The sequence below is a fragment of the Streptomyces sp. R35 genome, from assembly GCF_041053035.1.
Classification (GTDB): Bacteria; Actinomycetota; Actinomycetes; order Streptomycetales; family Streptomycetaceae; genus Streptomyces; species Streptomyces lutosisoli.
Genome location: NZ_CP163440.1, coordinates 3,956,951 through 3,972,529, shown reverse-complemented (window position 1 = coordinate 3,972,529; position 15,579 = coordinate 3,956,951). Strand labels below are relative to the sequence as shown.

At 69.7% G+C, this 15,579-nt stretch carries 15 protein-coding genes and 1 pseudogene; 9 read left to right on the top strand and 7 right to left on the bottom strand.

The window, feature by feature from the left end; all coding sequences use genetic code 11:
• Positions 1–55: 55 nt before the first annotated feature.
• Entirely contained in the window at positions 56–622 is a 567-nt protein-coding gene (locus AB5J50_RS18200) for a CGNR zinc finger domain-containing protein (RefSeq protein WP_369259322.1), read from the bottom strand.
• A 137-nt stretch (positions 623–759) separates the two neighbouring features.
• On the opposite strand from AB5J50_RS18200, the gene AB5J50_RS18195 reads away from it, so the two are divergent.
• The 7 genes from AB5J50_RS18195 to AB5J50_RS18165 all read left to right on the top strand — a co-directional run bounded on the left by AB5J50_RS18195 (position 760) and on the right by AB5J50_RS18165 (position 7,211).
• Positions 760–1,212: a VOC family protein gene (locus AB5J50_RS18195; RefSeq protein ID WP_369259320.1), complete on the top strand. Its 453-nt coding sequence runs from the start codon at positions 760–762 to the stop codon at positions 1,210–1,212.
• A gap of 21 nt (positions 1,213–1,233) precedes the next feature.
• Positions 1,234–2,124, top strand: coding sequence for a pyridoxamine 5'-phosphate oxidase family protein (locus AB5J50_RS18190; RefSeq protein ID WP_369259318.1), 891 nt, complete (start codon positions 1,234–1,236; stop codon positions 2,122–2,124).
• Between the two features lie 260 nt (positions 2,125–2,384).
• Positions 2,385–4,169 (top strand): TIGR03767 family metallophosphoesterase, encoded by a 1,785-nt coding sequence (locus AB5J50_RS18185; RefSeq protein WP_369259316.1) that lies wholly within the window; start codon positions 2,385–2,387, stop codon positions 4,167–4,169.
• A 111-nt stretch (positions 4,170–4,280) separates the two neighbouring features.
• Positions 4,281–5,465, top strand: a complete 1,185-nt coding sequence (locus tag AB5J50_RS18180; RefSeq protein WP_369259314.1) for a serine hydrolase domain-containing protein — start codon at positions 4,281–4,283, stop codon at positions 5,463–5,465.
• A 200-nt stretch (positions 5,466–5,665) separates the two neighbouring features.
• A complete protein-coding gene (locus tag AB5J50_RS18175; protein WP_369259312.1) occupies positions 5,666–5,872 on the top strand; it encodes a hypothetical protein in 207 nt (68 codons plus the stop codon).
• A gap of 8 nt (positions 5,873–5,880) precedes the next feature.
• Positions 5,881–6,618: a hypothetical protein gene (locus AB5J50_RS18170; protein ID WP_369259310.1), complete on the top strand. Its 738-nt coding sequence runs from the start codon at positions 5,881–5,883 to the stop codon at positions 6,616–6,618.
• Positions 6,619–6,806: 188 nt separating this feature from the next.
• Entirely contained in the window at positions 6,807–7,211 is a 405-nt protein-coding gene (locus AB5J50_RS18165) for an SMI1/KNR4 family protein (protein WP_369259308.1), read from the top strand.
• Positions 7,212–7,467: 256 nt separating this feature from the next.
• Here AB5J50_RS18165 and AB5J50_RS18160 read toward each other — a convergent pair.
• Positions 7,468–7,623: pseudogene (locus AB5J50_RS18160) on the bottom strand (helix-turn-helix domain-containing protein); the annotation flags it as partial.
• On the opposite strand from AB5J50_RS18160, the gene AB5J50_RS18155 reads away from it, so the two are divergent.
• Positions 7,611–7,988, top strand: coding sequence for an ATP-binding protein (locus AB5J50_RS18155; RefSeq protein WP_369259306.1), 378 nt, complete (start codon positions 7,611–7,613; stop codon positions 7,986–7,988). The pseudogene AB5J50_RS18160 and the gene AB5J50_RS18155 sit on opposite strands and share 13 nt — an antisense overlap.
• On the opposite strand, the gene AB5J50_RS18150 is transcribed toward AB5J50_RS18155, so the two are convergent.
• The 3 genes from AB5J50_RS18150 to pepN all read right to left on the bottom strand — a co-directional run bounded on the left by AB5J50_RS18150 (position 7,985) and on the right by pepN (position 12,676).
• On the bottom strand, positions 7,985–8,551 hold the full coding sequence (locus tag AB5J50_RS18150) for an isochorismatase family protein (protein ID WP_369259304.1): 567 nt from the start codon (positions 8,549–8,551) through the stop codon (positions 7,985–7,987). The two genes, AB5J50_RS18155 and AB5J50_RS18150, sit on opposite strands and share 4 nt — an antisense overlap.
• Before the next feature lie 209 nt (positions 8,552–8,760).
• A complete protein-coding gene (locus tag AB5J50_RS18145) occupies positions 8,761–9,828 on the bottom strand; it encodes a hypothetical protein (RefSeq protein ID WP_369259302.1) in 1,068 nt (355 codons plus the stop codon).
• A 256-nt stretch (positions 9,829–10,084) separates the two neighbouring features.
• Positions 10,085–12,676, bottom strand: coding sequence for an aminopeptidase N (gene pepN, locus AB5J50_RS18140; protein ID WP_369259300.1), 2,592 nt, complete (start codon positions 12,674–12,676; stop codon positions 10,085–10,087).
• Positions 12,677–12,906: 230 nt separating this feature from the next.
• Between pepN and AB5J50_RS18135 the strand changes: the two genes are divergently transcribed.
• The gene (locus AB5J50_RS18135; protein WP_369259298.1) at positions 12,907–13,593 is read left to right on the top strand and encodes a DsbA family protein; all 687 of its coding nucleotides are present in this window, start codon (positions 12,907–12,909) and stop codon (positions 13,591–13,593) included.
• A gap of 14 nt (positions 13,594–13,607) precedes the next feature.
• Here AB5J50_RS18135 and AB5J50_RS18130 read toward each other — a convergent pair whose 3' ends face one another.
• Both AB5J50_RS18130 and AB5J50_RS18125 read right to left on the bottom strand, forming a co-directional pair.
• A complete protein-coding gene (locus AB5J50_RS18130) occupies positions 13,608–13,841 on the bottom strand; it encodes a hypothetical protein (RefSeq protein ID WP_369259297.1) in 234 nt (77 codons plus the stop codon).
• Positions 13,842–14,136: 295 nt separating this feature from the next.
• Entirely contained in the window at positions 14,137–15,558 is a 1,422-nt protein-coding gene (locus AB5J50_RS18125) for an FGGY family carbohydrate kinase (protein ID WP_369259295.1), read from the bottom strand.
• Positions 15,559–15,579 lie beyond the last annotated feature (21 nt).

Here is a 15,579-nt window from a genome sequence, read left to right as displayed (position 1 = left end):
GATAGCGGGCTATCGGGGGAGATGTCGGTCGATAGGGATAACCCTATGTGTCGACTTAACTCTCTTTCGTGCGCGCGTAGTGGCGGGACGCCTTCGCGCGGTTACCGCAGGCCGCCATCGAACACCAGCGGCGGGTGCCGTTCCGCGAGGTGTCGAAGAAGTGCAGGATGCACGCGTCGTGGGCGCAGCGGCGGATGCGGTCCGGGGCGGTGTCCAGCAGCTCCAGATAGTTGCGGGCCGCCAGCCATGCCGGGCCCCAGGAGGGGTCACTGAACTCGGGAGACTCGCCCGGACCGTGGGCGGTCAGCGTGAGACGGACGCGGCCGTGGGCGAGGACGGCGTCGACACGCGCGGCGACCGCGTCGGCCAGGGGTTTGCCTGCTTCCGGCGCTTCCGGCGGCCCGTCGACGGCGGCGCGCAAGGCGTCCCGGGCCTGGAGCACGTGCCGCAGAACGGTGTCGTCGGCCGGGAAATCGAGCCCGTTCGCCGCCAGCCACACCGCGAGCCCCTCGGTGTCCGTCAGGAGATCCCGCACGGCTCCTTCATGCATCCAGCGGGTGTTGAGCAGGTCGAGCGCGACCGGCTCCCCGGTGAGCGGACGCGGGTCGGAGGTGGTGGGCATGGCGGGGCTCCCTTCACGGCTAACCGCTCAAGGGTATGTGACCGGTTGCGCTCCACGATTCTAACCTCTAATCTCGATTACAGAGGTTAGTCCTCCTCGGGGGGCGGCCATCGACAGAATCGACAGAGGGGACCGTCATGACTCCGCGCACCGGCCACATCGGCCTGAACGTCACCGACCTCGACCGCTCGCTCGCCTTCTACCGCGACGTGCTGGGCTTCGGGGTGATCGGCGAGGGCAAGGAGGAGGAGCGGCGGTACGCGTTCCTCGGCTCCCTGAGCGGAGACGGCCGCCCGGTGCTCACGCTCTGGCAGCAGGCACAGGGCTCGTACGACAACACCCGCGCCGGCCTGCACCACCTCGCCCTCGAAGTCGACTCCGTCGAGCAGGTCAGGGAGTACGAGACGGCCCTGCGCGCCTACGGCGTCGAGTTCGCGTACGAGGGAGTGGTCGCCCACCGCGAGGGCTCGGCGTCGGGCGGGATCTTCTTCCACGACCCCGACGGCACGCGGCTGGAGATCTATACGCCGAGCGGTGTGGAGGAGGCGTCGGCACCGTCGGCATCGGCGCCGACCTGCGGTTTCTTCTAGAGATAGAGAGGAGATGGCGTCGTGACGTATCACTCCGGCTCGCGCGCCGTGCAGGACCGGGTCGGCGTGCGCGATCTCGCCGATCACGTAGGGCAGGCCATCGGGCAGGGCATCCGGCCGGTGGCGGCCGCCTTCCTCGAACTCCAGCCGATGCTGATCGTCGGCGGCGCGGATCCGGGCGGTGTCGGCGCCCCGGGCGGTGGTGCGGTCTGGGCCTCGCTGCTCACCGGCGCGCCCGGCTTCGTACGGGCCACCGGCCCCCGCCAGATCTCGGTCACGCGCGGACTCCCGCCGGCCGACCCCCTCGCCCCCGCGCTCTCCGTGCCCGGCACCCCCGTCGGCACCCTCGCGCTCGACCCGCGCACCCGGCGCCGTATGCGCCTCAACGGCCGGGTCCGCCCGACACCCCGCGGCTTCGCGGTCGAGGCCGACCAGGTCTTCGCCAACTGCCCGAAGTACCTCCAGAAGAGGGAGAGTTACGAGACGGTCGTCGAGCGCGTGCCGGACACGCCCCGGCGCGGCACGGAACTCTCCCCCTCCCAGCGGGAGTTCATCGAGACCGCCGACACCTTCTTCCTCGCCACGGTGCACGCGCACGGGGCCGACGCGAGTCACCGGGGCGGCAACCCCGGCTTCGTCCACGTCGCATCACCGTACGAGCTGCGCTGGCGCGACTACCCCGGGAACTCCATGTTCCTGACCCTCGGCAACCTGGCGGCGGACCCGCGGGCCGGGCTGCTGTTCCTGGACTGGCGGACGGGGACGACGCTTCAGCTGACGGGCGAGGCCCGCACGGAGTACGCGCCGGACGGTGAGCGGACCGTCCGCTTCACGCTCACGGAAGTCATCGAGTCGCCGACGGCCAGTCCCCTGCGCTGGTCGGCGCCCGAGTACTCGCCCGCCAACCCGTGACGTGAGCGCCATGGTGGGCCGGATTCAGGTTCAGTACCCCGAAAAGTGAACATGGAGTGACCGCTTCCCGGCCGTTCGAAGAGGTGTCCGTGGACGCGCAGGGTGGTCCAAGATCCACGTACGGTGATCGGCGTTGGCCGTTGCGGCCGAGTTAACGTGCAGGTCATCCCCGGTGCCAACGATCCAGTATGAGCGGGAAGTTCGCCAGCCGAGCGCCCCGCGACCACTGCCGACGCGTTCGCACTCGGGGAGACCGCGCCATGTCGCGCATACGCTCTGTCGCCGCCGTACCCGCCCTCAACCGCCGCACCCTGCTCGCCGCCACCGGAGCGGTGTCCCTCTCCACGGGGATCGGTCTCGCCCTGCGCCCGGACTCCGCCGCGCATGCCGCCACGCCGGGCCAGGCACCCGTCGCCGACTCCCTCGCGCACAACGGCGCCGGGGCGAGCGGGGTGAGCCCGCTGGCCCCCTCCGAGCTGGCCCCTTACACGCGCGGCACCACCCTGCGCGGTGTCGCCGCCCCGCGCTCCGGCTCCTCCGGCTACCGGCGGCTGGGCGACGGCCCCGGCTGGAAGCGGCTGGTACGCGACGAGCTGGCCTCCGCCAAGTCGGGCCGGGCCGACCGCCGCACCACGCTCGCCGCGTTCGTGCAGCTCACCGACCTGCACCTGATGGACGCCCAGCACCCGCTGCGCCTGGAGTACCTGCGCTCCCAGAACAAGAGCGCCTGGCGTCCGCAGGAGACGCTGACCGTCGCGGGCGCCGTCTCGCTCATCGAGCGGGTCAACTCGCTGCGGGGAGCCCCCGTCACCGGCTCGCCGCTGCACTTCGTGATGACCACGGGCGACAACACGGACAACAACTCCAAAACGGAACTGGACTGGTTCCTGAAGGTCATGAGCGGCGGCCGGATCACCCCCAACAGCGGCGACCCGCGCCACTACGAGGGCGTCCAGGCCAGCGGCCTCAAGACGTACTGGCAGCCCGACGCGGCCCTGCGCGACGCCGACAAGCAGCTCGGCTTCCCGCGCATCGAGGGCTTCCTGGAGGCCGCGATCCGCGAGCTGCGAAGCCCCGGCCTCAAGCTGCCCTGGTACTCCACGGTCGGCAACCATGACGCGCTCCCGCTCGGCTGCTACGGCTCACGTGGCGACTCGTACCTCACCGACTTCGCCGTCGGCGGCAAGAAGCTGATGTCGCTGCCCGCCTCGGAGTGCACCGCCCTCCAGCAGTCCATCAAGAACGGCACCAGCCCCAAGGGCAAGGAGTTCCGGGACCTGCTCAAGGCCCACGCCCGGGACATGCGCTCGGTCACTCCGGACGAGAACCGCGCCCCGTTCACCCCCGCCGAGTACCTGAAGGCCCACCTCGACCCGGCCAACACGGGCCCGGGCCCCATCGGCCACGGCTACTCCTCCGCGAACCTCGCCGCGAGCACCCAGTACTACACGTTCCGCATCGCCGAGGACGTCATCGGCGTCAGCCTCGACACCACCGACCCCGGCGGCCACTACGCGGGCTCCATCGGCACCGCCCAGCTGCGCTGGCTGGAGAAGACGCTGCGCGAGAACAAGGACTCGTACGTCATCGTCTTCAGCCACCACACCAGCAAGACCATGGACAACGGCCACGCCGACCCGGCCCACCCCGCCGAGAAGCGCCACGGCGGCGACGACGTCATCGCCCTCCTCGCCAGCTTCAGCAACGTCCTGGCCTGGGTGAACGGCCACACCCACAAGAACGAGATCATCCCGCACGCCGCCCCCGACAACCGCTCCTTCTGGGAGATCTGCACCGCCTCCCACGTCGACTTCCCCCAACTCGCCCGCGTCATCGAGCTGGTGGACAACAAGGACGGCACCCTCTCCCTCTTCACCACCCTCATCGAATCCGCCGCCCCGCACGCCACGGACTTCTCCGACCTGACCCAGACGGGCCTGGCGGCGCTCTACCGCGAGCTGTCCTTCAACGCGCCGGGCGCCCGTACGGACCTGTCGGGGTCGTCGCGGGACCGCAACACGGAGCTGGTGCTCAAGAAGGGCTGAGAAAGGGCCGAAAACCGCTCAACCGTCCCAAGGCAAGGCAACCTTCGCTTACGTCCCTCAGGTCCCTCCCCGTGACCAAGCTCAACGGTGAGAAGTGAGAAGGGGAAAGACATGAGGGTACGTACGGGGTGGGCAGGGCGTACGGGAATGGCCGGGCGTACGGGACTGGTGGGGGCGACCGCGGTGGCGGTGGCGGCGACGCTGGCGGGAACGGCGACGGCGGCGCCCGCCCGAGCGGACCACACCGCGACCCACACCGCCACCCGCACGGCCATGGACGCGGCCGTGAAGGACGGCGTCCCCGGCGTGACGGCAACGGCCAAGGACACGCACGGCACATGGTCCGCGACGACGGGCGTGGGCAACCTCCGGACCGGCGCCCCGCGCTCCACGGCGGACCGCTACCGCGTCGGCAGCATCACCAAAACCTTCGTCTCCACGGTGCTGCTCCAACTGGAGGCGGAGGGACGCCTGTCGCTGGACGACACGGTGGACCACTGGCTCCCGGGCGTGGTGACTGGCAACGGCCACGACGGCACCAAGGTGGCCATCCGCCAACTCCTCAACCACACCAGCGGAATCTTCGACTACACGAACGACCCCGGCTTCGTCCGCACGTACTTCCTGAAGGACGGCTTCTTCCAGCACCGCTACGACACGGAGACCCCGGACCAGCTGGTCCACCTGGCCATGACCCACCAGCCGGTCTTCGCGCCGGGCACGTCCTGGAGCTACTCGAACACGAACTACGTCCTCGCGGGCATGGTGATCAAGCGGGTGACGGGCCACTCGTACGCCTCGGAGATCCGCCACCGCATCATCGACCCCCTGGACCTGCACGCGACATCGGCCCCCGGCACCAGGGTCACCGTCCCGCACCCCAGCAGCCGCGCGTACTCGAAGCTGGCCGAGTCGACGACGGGCCCGACGTACGACGTCACGAAGCTGAACCCGTCCCTGGCGTCCTCGGCAGGCGAGATGATCGCCAACTCCTCAGACCTGAACCGCTTCTACACGGCCCTGCTGCGGGGCAAGCTCCTCCCGCCCCGGCAACTCAAGGAGATGAAGACCACGGTCAAGATCGACGGGGTCCCGAACGCCGGCTACGGCCTGGGCCTCATCGACCGCAAGCTGAGCTGCGGGGTCCACGTCTGGGGCCACGACGGCGGCATCCACGGCTCGACGTCGTCGTCGGTGACGACGGCGGACGGCCACCACTCCCTCTCCTTCAACTTCAATGGGGACTGGTCGGGGGACAGTGATGCGGTGATCGAGGGGGAGTTCTGCGGCAAGTAGGGGAGTAGCGGGGTACGCGAGTTACCCGAAGGCGAGTTTGGCCTCCCACCCACTGGCGGAGCTGATGACCTCGGTCCCACTGCCGAGGGCCTTGGCTCCGCCGGCGTACAGGGCTGAGGTACGTACAGTCCGGAACACTGGTTCGATAACAGGCCCGCCGCCTGCTGGCCCGGATCGACGGCGATGTCCTGGACCAGGCCGTGGGCCGCTGGCTCGCAGACCACCGCTCCGGCACCGCAGGCCGTTTGCGCGCCCTCGCGGTCGACGGCAAGAGCCTGCGAGGGGCGGCCAGGGCCAAAGGCCGAAAGATCCACCTGCTCGCCGCCCTGGACTACACAACGGGCCTGGTCCTGGCCCAGGTGGACGTGCACGAGATCCTCGCTCGGCCTGTGGAGGGTGCGCTATAAACGGGCCCGTGGCATTGATTGTTGAGCGAACAGACGCACGTACGTGGCCTGATGAGCAGTTGCGTGAGCTCTTCAGTGAGGGTTTCCCGGAGTTCATCACCGCCGATCGGCTGGCTAAGCAGTACATCGGCAGGATCAGGGAGTGGTTCGCCGCCCTTGATCTCACGCTGGTGGATGAGCGCGGGCTGCCGGTCGCGTCCGGCTGGGGTATACCGATCCGGTGGGACGGGCGGACCGAAACGCTCCCTACCGGCTACACCCAGGCCATCATCCGTGCCGTCGAGGGCCGAGAGCAGGGCGTCGAACCCGACACTCTGGTGATCTGTGGGGCGATCGTTACGCCGTCACTCAAGGGACGCGGCCTGGCCGGGGAGATGCTCAACGCACTGCGTCGGCTCGCCGAGGGCGCCGGATGGCCACGGGTTATCGCGCCGGTGCGCCCAACGTTGAAGGCGCGCTACCCGCTGGCGTCGGTCGAGGCGTTCATGGGGTGGACCCGCGAGGACGGCATGGCCCTCGATCCATGGATCCGCACCCACCAGCATCTGGGCGCCCGAATTCTCGCGGCGGCTCCCCAGTCGCAGACCATGACCGGCACGATCGCCGAGTGGGAGCAGTGGACGGGCATGGTGTTCCCAGAGACGGGTGACTACGTCATCCCGGGAGGGCTGAGCCTGCTACGGGTCGACCAGTCCGCTGACCAGGGCACCTATACGGAGCCCAATATCTGGATGCAGCACGTCTGAGCCGAGTGCACAGGACGTGGTGGCGTCGCACGGCGTTCTCGATCCAGGGCAGCATCTGCAGCGTCACGACAGAACCGGACAAGCCGACCGAGGCTGCACTTTGACGAAACCCTGGAAGGTGACCGCGAGTTGAGAGATGACCCGACAGTAGATCTCCAACATCGAGGGACCATGAAACCTGCATTCCCGTGGACTATGACGTGGTAGTTCCGGCTGAGAACGCGAATGACGATCAACTCGCCCACGCCGAGCGTCACTTCGGAGTGCAGTTCCCCATGGACTACAGGCACTTCGTGAGCACGGAGGGGAGCATGAGCCGGTTCGTCGAGCCCGCGGGCGACTACCTGGTGATCGATTCCATCGACGAAGTCATCCACATCAATAACGCGGGTTACTTCCAGACGCGCTTCCCCGGTGCTGTCGTCATAGGCGGGGACGGAAGCCGCGAGTTCCTCACTTACGACTTCCGTCAGGATCCGCCCTCGCTGGTTCTGCTCGACGTCGGTGCCGAGGACTGGTCCTCCGCCGTTCATCAGGCGTCGTCCCTGACCGCGTTGTTCGAGCAGTTTCCCGAGACTGGATGGCAGTTGTGAAACCGTGAGCGATGATGTCCTCTCCGTCATTCCGACCGACTCGCACTGGCAGCCCGACCAGGCTGGCCCGCATGCTGAGGGCTTCGGGTTCGAGCCCCACGAAACCAGGCATTCCGGCGGGCATGAGACCACGGAACTGCGTCAGCCAGTCCTGGTTGGCCGACTCCCGGTTGAGGTTGATGAGCGACTCGATGACGTCCTCGTCGGTGACGCCGTACCTGTCCAACAGCTTCCGAAGGTCTCCTACGTTGCGGAAATTGAGAGACCCGGTTTCGATCCTCTGCAGAGCCGCCTCGGAGAGACGTGTGCCCTGGATGGCTTGCTTACGGGTAAGTCCGCCACCTCGGTCGCCGAGACCGCAGTTCTCGCGTAACTGGCGTAGCTGGAGGCCAAGTTCGAGTGACTTTGCGATGCGTCCGCCTCGCCCGCCTCCAAGCCCGCCGTCGGCTCACCATGTGGCAGTGGACCGGAGACATCGACGACGCCGTGCTCATCGTCTCCGAGCTGGTCGCCAATGCCGTACAGCACGGCAGGGTCGTCGGGCACGAACTGTGGCTTCGGCTGACGGAGTTGGAGGACGGCGGGCTCGTCGTGGAGGTCTCGGACCCGGTCCGGGTGTTTCCCGAGGTTGCCGAGGGGCCCGGTGGCGAGAGTGGGCGGGGGCTTCTCGTCGTGCGTCAGCTCACCCGGGAGCTCGGGTGGTTCCATCGCGCCGATGTCGGGAAGACCGTACGGGCCCGGCTCGCCGCACCCCCGCCACCACGTACAGGCTGTTAGCCGGCGACGTCCGCCGTGAACGTCACCTTCGCCGTGTCGACCGTCTCCCCGCGACGCCCGGGCGCGCTCTGCCAGTCCCAGTACAGGTTGGTGTGGGCGACCACCAGCTCCGGGGACGGGGCACCGTACTCGGTGAGGTCCTCCGTGGTGTGGGCGTCGCCGACCAGGGTGACGTCGTAGCCGCGGACGAAGCCTCCGTGGAGGGTGGCCCGGATGCAGGCGTCGGTCTGGGCGCCGGTGACGACGAGGTGGCCGACGGCGCGTTCGGCGAGGAGGGACTCCAGTTCGGTGGCCTCGAAGGAGTCGCCGTAGAGCTTGTGGACGAGGGGTTCCGTGTCGGGGCGGACGAGTTCGGGGACGTACTGCCAGCTGTCGCTGTCGCGCTTGAGGTGGTCGTCGGAGTGCTGCACCCAGATCACGGGTACGTCCTCGGCGCGGGCCTTGTCGATCAGGGTGTTGATGTTCGCGATCATGCTGTCGCGGTTGTGGGAGCCTTCCACCGCCCCGACCTGGACGTCGATGACGAGCAGTGCGGTGTTCGGCCGGTTGGGCAGGGTTGTCATGGGGCCCTCCTGTCACGGATTTCTCGGCGCGGATGCGTCGTGGCTTCGTCGTGCGCGTGCGTTCGTCCTGGATCCCTCGATCCCTGGATCCTGTCCCGCCCACAGTAGATCGGGGCACTGACAACGCCCCGTCGTCCGTACGAGGAGGGGCCCGCGAGACCTGCTCGCGAGCCCCTCCTCTCCCCTCCTGACACGACCCCGGTCCGTCACTACCGGGGCAGCACCACCACGTACGCCGCCGGATCGCGGTCGTCCGACGCCATCAGGGCGGTGCGTACGACCGTGGCCTGCTGTTCCATCGCGTCGCGGAGCTTCTTGGGGGTGATGTAGACGACCGTGATGCCGAGGCGCTCCAGGACCTCGCGCTTGCGGGCGTACTCCGACCAGAGGGCGTCCTCGTCCTGGCGGGGGGCGCGGGTGTCGAGCTCGACCGCGACCGCCTGCTCCGGCCAGTAGGCGTCCAGGCCGCCCAGGTGGGGGCCGCCGGGGAGCCGGAGGTCCACGTTCCAGACCGGGTCCGGGAGGCCGTGCTCGCGGACCATCCGGTACAGGCGGTCCTCCGCGATCGCCCTGCCCTCCGCCAGCAGTGAGTCGACCGCGTCCACCACGTGGGGGCGGCTGAGCAGCTTGGCGGCTGTCAATTCCCGTACGACCGCAGCCGGTTCGCAGTGGCCGCCGCGTACCGCCTCGGTCAGCAGGCGGCGTACGGCGCCCGCGTCGGCCAGTTCCGCGACGGCGTCGGCGAGGGCGCGGGGGACGGGGGCGACCGGGACGCCGGTCACGAACGCGGGGGCGGGGAGGGAGGGCGTACGGACGATGCGGGCGCAGCCGTGGGAGCGGAGGCGGCGCAGGCGGGGGACCAGGACGTCGATCTTGTCGAGGGAGAGGAGAGGCGGGGCCGAGGAGAAGCCGTGCAGGGTGAGGGCCGCGAGGCCGGTGATCAGGGCGTCCGCGTACGGCTGCGGTGCGTGCGGCTCCTCGGCGCCCGGCTGGGCGGGGATGGCCGCCGCCGGGACGGGAACGGGGGAGCGGGCGGCGTACAGCAGGACCGCGTGCAGGCGCTCCTCGGAGGTGGGCGGGCCCGGGTGGAGGAGGAAGACGCCGGGGAGCAGCTGCTGCCAGGGGCCGCCCGGCCGGCACTGCTCGTTGGTGTCGGCGGTGGTCACGCCGTGGGCGCGCAGCTGGGCGGTGGTCAGCACCCGGCGCTGTACGTGGGACAGGTGGCGGAGGGTGCGGGGGGAGTGGGGGGTGTGGGAGAGCGGGGTGTTGTGGTTCATGACCGGGGGTTTTCCGCGCCCGGTCCGCCCTCTAACCGCTGTTACACGCCCGTCGACAAATCCGGACAAGACGGCACTAAAGTACGGGCGTTCGACTGCCGAAAGGCGCTGGTCCGGATGGGGAGTAATAGGGGTTACGGCTCTGAATACCTGTATTTCGTAACCACTGGATCCTGAAGGGATCATCGCACCCGCTGGTGGATCATCGGACTCGTGGGTGCGCCGGCGGAACCGGCGCACCCACACGCGGCACGTACTAGCCCGCCGCCACCCCGTCACACGCCTGCCCCCGCAGCGCCCGAGCCAGATCGTCCCGCGCCTCCAGCACCAGCCTCCGCAGCGCCGGGGCCGCGTTCTCGTGGGCGGTCAGCCAGGTGTCCGTCGCGTCCAGGGTGTCCTGGGAGTCCTGGAGGGACGGGAACAGTCCCTTCACCACGTCCATGCCGATCTGGATGGAGCGGTCGGCCCAGATGCGCTCGATCGCGGCGAAGTACTTCGCGGTGTACGGCGCGGTCAGCTCCCGCTGGGACGGCTGCGTGAAGCCGGCGATGGTCGCCTCGACGAGGGCGTTGGAGAGGGAGTCGGACTCGACCACGGCGGCCCAGGCCTGGGCCTTGACGGCGGCCGAGGGACGGGCGGCGAGGCAGCGGACCTGGTGGCGCTTGCCGGAGGCCGTGTCGTCGCGGGCCAGTTCGGCGGCCAGGGCCGACTCGTCGGCCACGCCGTGCGCCGCCAGCGGTTCCTGGAACGCCCAGCGCAGCTCCTGGTCGACCTCAAGTCCGTCGATCTTCGCGGTGCCCTCCAACAGGCCCTGGAGCAGCTGGAGATCGGCCTCGCCGGAGGCCACCGCGGCGAAGAAGCGGGCCCACGTGAGCTGGTGCTGGCTGGCCGGCTCGGCGAGCCGCAGTTCCTTCAACGCGCCCTCGGCGAGCAGGCGTCCGCCCTCCGCGCGCCAGTCGGGGGCCACGTAGTGTGTGAGGGCCGAGTTCGCCCAGGCGTGCAGCATCTGGAGCACACCGATGTCGGACTCGCGTCCCGCGAAACGCAGCACCAGGTCGATGAAGTCGCGGGCGGGCATGAGCGCGTCGCGGGTGAGGTTCCACAGCGCCGACCAGCACAGGGCGCGGGCGAGCGGGTCGGTGATCTCGCCGAGTCGCTCCCGCAGCGTGGCCAGCGAGTTCTCGTCGAAACGGATCTTGCAGTACGTCAGGTCGTCGTCGTTGACGAGGACGAGCTCGGGGGCCTCGGCGCCGACCAGTTCCCCGACCACCGTACGGGGGCCGTGGACGTCCACCTCGGCGCGCGCGTACCGCTCAAGGGCACCCTCCGGCGTACGCCGGTACAGGCCCACCGCCACCCGGTGCGGGCGCACTTCGGGGTGTGACTCGGCGGCCTCCTGCAACACGGCCAGTTCCGTGATCCGGCCCTCGGCGCTCAGAATCACCTGCGGGGTGAGGGAGTTGACGCCGGCCGTCTGCAGCCAGGAGCGCGACCACGCCGTCATGTCCCGCCCGCTCGTCTCCTCCAGCACCGACAGCAGGTCGCCGAGGCGCGTGTTGCCGTACGCGTTGCGCTTGAAGTAGCGGCGGGCGCCTTCCAGGAACGCGTCCTGGCCGACGTACGCCACCAGCTGCTTCAGTACCGAAGCGCCCTTGGCGTAGGTGATGCCGTCGAAGTTGAGCTTGGCGTCCTGGAGGTCGCGGATGTCGGCGGTGACCGGGTGGGTGGACGGCAGCTGGTCCGCGCGGTACGCCCACGCCTTGCGGCGGTTGGCGAAGGTGATCCAGCCGTCCTTGAAGCGGGTCGCGCCGACCAGCGAGAACGCGCCCATGAAGTCGGCGAAGGACTCCTTGAGCCACAGGTCGTCCCACCACTCCATGGTGACGAGGTCGCCGAACCACATGTGCGCCATCTCGTGCAGGATGACGTTCGCCCGGCTCTCGTACGACGCCTGTGTCACCTTGCCGCGGAAGATGAACTCCTCGCGGAAGGTGACGAGTCCCGGGTTCTCCATCGCGCCGAGGTTGTACTCGGGAACGAATGCCTGGTCGTACTTCCCGAACGGGTACGGGTAGTCGAAGTGGTCGTGGAAGAAGTCCAGCCCCTGCTTGGTCACCAGGAACACGTCGTCGGAGTCGAAGTGGGGTGCCAGGCCCTTGCGGCACATCGCGCCGAGGGGGATCTCCAGCGTCGTACCGTCGTCGAAGGTGCGGGAGTAGGAGTCGGTCACGTAGTGGTACGGGCCCGCCGCGACCGCCGTGATGTACGTCGAGATCGGCTTGGTCTCGGCGAACTGCCAGACGCCGTCCGTGAGTTCACCGACGCCGTTGCTCCAGACGGTCCAGCCCTCCGGGGCCCGCACCTCGAAGCGGAAGGGGGCCTTGAGGTCCGGCTGCTCGAAGTTGGCGAAGACGCGGCGCGAGTCGGCGGGCTCGTACTGCGTGTACAGATACACCTCGCCGTCCTCCGGGTCGACGAAGCGGTGCATGCCCTCGCCGGTGCGGGAGTAGGCGCACTGGGCGTCGACCACGAGTTCGTTGTCGGCGGCGAGGTCCTCCAGCCGGATCCGGGAGCCGTCGAAGACCTCGCTGGGGTCGAGGTCCTTTCCGTTGAGTGAGACGGCGGTCACACTCGGCGCGATCAGATCGGCGAAGCTCGCGGCACCGGGCTCGGCGCAGCGGAAGCGGAGGGTGGTGACCGAGCGGAACGTGCGCGGCGCGGCGGCAGCGGCATCGGGATCCGTCTCCCCGACGGCCGAGCGCAGGTCGAGTGAGACCTCGTAACTGTCGACGGACAGCAGCGCCGCCCGCTCCTGGGCTTCGTCGCGGGACAGATTCTCACCGGGCACGGGCTGCACTCCCTCGTGGCGTCGTGGACAGGCATGAACACATGCGTGTGAACAGGACCGATCCTGCCATGCGCCCCTGACACCGAGCAGCGGGAACGGCACAGGCGCGCGAGATTGCCGACGGTCATGTGAGATTGCCCACGGACGCGTGAGAATGCCGACGGGCGTGCGGGAATGGTGCGGGCGAGCGGCGGTGTTGGCTCGGGAAAGACCACTTTCCGAGGAGAGCCATGCCCGAGCAGACCGCTCAGACCGCGCAGATCAGTCAGACCGGTTCCGGCAAGACCCCGGTCGACTTCTGGTTCGACCCGCTGTGCCCCTGGGCCTGGATGACCTCGCGCTGGGTCCTGGAAGTGGAGAAGCTCCGGGACATAGAGGTCCGCTGGCACATCATGAGCCTCGCCGTGCTGAACGAGCCGAAGCTGGACGAGCTGCCCGAGGAGTACCGGGAGCTGCTGTCCACCAAGGCCTGGGCCCCGGTCCGTGTGGTCACCGCCGCCTGGCAGAAGCACGGCGCCGACGTCCTCGGCCCCCTCTACACCGCGCTCGGCACCCGCTTCCACAACGGAGGCGAGGGCCCGACCAAGGAAGCGATAGCCGCCGCGCTCGACGAGGTCGGTCTTCCCGCCTCCCTGCTCGACTACGCCGACCAGGAGGACTTCGAGTTCGACGCCGAGCTGCGCGCCTCCCACAAGGAGGGCATCGAGAAGGTCGGCCAGGACGTCGGCACCCCCGTCATAGCCGTCCCCGGCGCCGACGGCGAGCAGATCGCCTTCTTCGGCCCGGTCGTCACCCCCGCCCCCAAGGGCGAGGACGCCGCCAAGCTCTGGGACGGCACGCTCCTCGTCGCCTCCGTGCCGGGCTTCTACGAGATCAAGCGCTCGCGCACGGCGGGGCCGGACTTCAGCAACCTGTAGGTCTTCCGGTACCTCTAGCCAGTAGCGGTCTCGGGCTTGGGCTTCCGGAACTCCTCGGGGAGGGTGCCGCCGTCGCTTTTCTTGTACCAGCGGTGGTACCACAGGCAGCCCGAGGCGGTGCAGCGCCAGTAGTCGTGCACGAAGGGGATTCCCTTGTCCTTACGGACAGCGGCCTTCTCGGCATCGTTGAGAAGCCGGAAGTCCTGCATCGTGCCGCAGGTCCGGCACGCCAGCCTCTTCGTCCTCATGAGCCCCTCCTGTCGTCTCTGGGGCTCCGCCCCGGGCCCCGTTCGGTTGTGTTTTGGCTGCGGGTGGGTGGGGGCTGGTCGCGCAGTTCCCCGCGCCCCTGAAGGGCGCGGGGCTTCGCCCCGCGATCCCCCGCCCGCCCCCGTTTGTCGCCTGCGGGTGGGTGGGGGCTGGTCTAACAGATTGCGCAGTTCCCCGCGCCCCTTTTAGGGGCGCGGGGAACTGCGCAATCTGTTAGGGGGTCTGGGGGCGTAGCCCCCAGGGATGGGACGGGTAGGGGCGGCGGGGGCGAAAGAGTCACCGTCGCGCCCTGCCCCGTGCCTCAGTCAACCGCGCCAGATGTTCCTCGTACCCCTTCGCGTAGTACCCGGCCCGCCCCGCGTCCGGCTCCACGACCCCCGTCGGCTCCGTCCAGGCCGAGGCGTCCAGCGCGACCCCGTACCGCTCCGCCGCCGCGAGCACCGCACCCCGCGCCCCCACCTCGCCCTCCACGACCCGTAACGGCCGCCCGAGCACGTCGGCGAGGAGTCGCATCCAGGCGGGGCTGCGCGTGCCGCCGCCGCAGATGGCCAGGGACCCCGTCAGGCCCGCGGCCTCCAGGCAGTGGCGGGCGGCGTAGCCGATGCCCTCGCAGGTGGCGCGGATCAGGTCGCCGCGGGTCGACTCCAGGGAGACGCCGGTGAGTTCGGCGCGCAGACGGGGCTCGACGAAGGGGGCGCGTTCGCCGGAGGGGGCGAAGTAGGGGAGCACGCGGACGCCGTTCGAGCCGGGCGGGGTCGCGGCGAGCAGGTCGTCCACCTCGTCATGGTGGACGCCGGTCGTCGACAGGACCCAGTCGAGCGCCGCCGTGCCGACCATCGCGGGCATGGCGCGCAGCCAGTACCCGGCCCGGTCGGTCGAGATGTACAGGCCGGCCGGTTCGCCGGTCAGATCGACCTCGGCGGTGCCGACCAGGCTGGCCAGGCAGGTGCCGACGATCAGCAGCCCGTCGCCGGGGGCCGTGACGCCGGCGCCGAGCGCACAGGAGGGGAGATCGTAGGGGCCGTTGGCGATCGGGGTGCCGGACGGCAGGCCCTCGCCGCGCGTCCGCCCGGTCGCAACGGGGTCGCTCACTGGCGCCAGCAGACCGCGCCGGTGGGCCAGGCCCAGCAGCTCGACGACCCGGTTGTCGTACGCCCGGGTTCGCGGGTCCAGGAACGGCATCGACGCGTCCGACACGTCCGTCGCCCGCACCCCCGTCAGCCGCTGGAACACCATGTCCTTGCAGTACAGGGCGGTGGTCGCCGAGTCCAGCGAAGAAGGCTCGTAGCGGTCCAGCCAGGCCAGCAGCGGTCCCGGGCAGCCGGGGAACATGGCGCTGCCGGTACGCCGGAAGACCGTCTCGAAGGTGCCGTCCGCCAGCCACTGGTCGATCAGTTCGTGCGCCCTGCCGTCCATCCAGGACGCGGCGGCCCGCACCGGCAGGCCCTCGGCGTCGACGAGCCACACCCCGTCGCCCTGCCCGGTAAGTCCGACCAGCTCGACGGGGCCGGGCACGGCGGCGGTCAGCGCGGTGAGTACGGCGACGACCGCCGCGTACACCTCCTCCATGTCCTGCTCGACGAAGCCGCCGCGGAGGGTGAGGTCCACCGGCCGTGCCTCGACGGCCAGTTCGCGGCCCGCGTCGTCGAAGGCGGCGGCCTTCACCATGGACGTGCCCACATCGATACCGACGTACATGCCCTCGGCCTCCCTCGGCTC

Excerpts from the sequence above, each read along its gene's own strand:
- AB5J50_RS18200 (WP_369259322.1), bottom strand. The coding sequence starts at position 622 with ATGCCCACCACCTCCGACCCGCGTCCGCTCACCGGGGAGCCGGTCGCG.
- AB5J50_RS18195 (WP_369259320.1), top strand. The coding sequence starts at position 760 with ATGACTCCGCGCACCGGCCACATCGGCCTGAACGTCACCGACCTCGAC.
- AB5J50_RS18185 (WP_369259316.1), top strand. The coding sequence starts at position 2,385 with ATGTCGCGCATACGCTCTGTCGCCGCCGTACCCGCCCTCAACCGCCGC.
- AB5J50_RS18180 (WP_369259314.1), top strand. The coding sequence starts at position 4,281 with ATGAGGGTACGTACGGGGTGGGCAGGGCGTACGGGAATGGCCGGGCGT.
- AB5J50_RS18150 (WP_369259304.1), bottom strand. The coding sequence starts at position 8,551 with ATGACAACCCTGCCCAACCGGCCGAACACCGCACTGCTCGTCATCGAC.
- AB5J50_RS18145 (WP_369259302.1), bottom strand. The coding sequence starts at position 9,828 with ATGAACCACAACACCCCGCTCTCCCACACCCCCCACTCCCCCCGCACC.
- AB5J50_RS18135 (WP_369259298.1), top strand. The coding sequence starts at position 12,907 with ATGCCCGAGCAGACCGCTCAGACCGCGCAGATCAGTCAGACCGGTTCC.
- AB5J50_RS18130 (WP_369259297.1), bottom strand. The coding sequence starts at position 13,841 with ATGAGGACGAAGAGGCTGGCGTGCCGGACCTGCGGCACGATGCAGGAC.
- AB5J50_RS18125 (WP_369259295.1), bottom strand. The coding sequence starts at position 15,558 with ATGTACGTCGGTATCGATGTGGGCACGTCCATGGTGAAGGCCGCCGCC.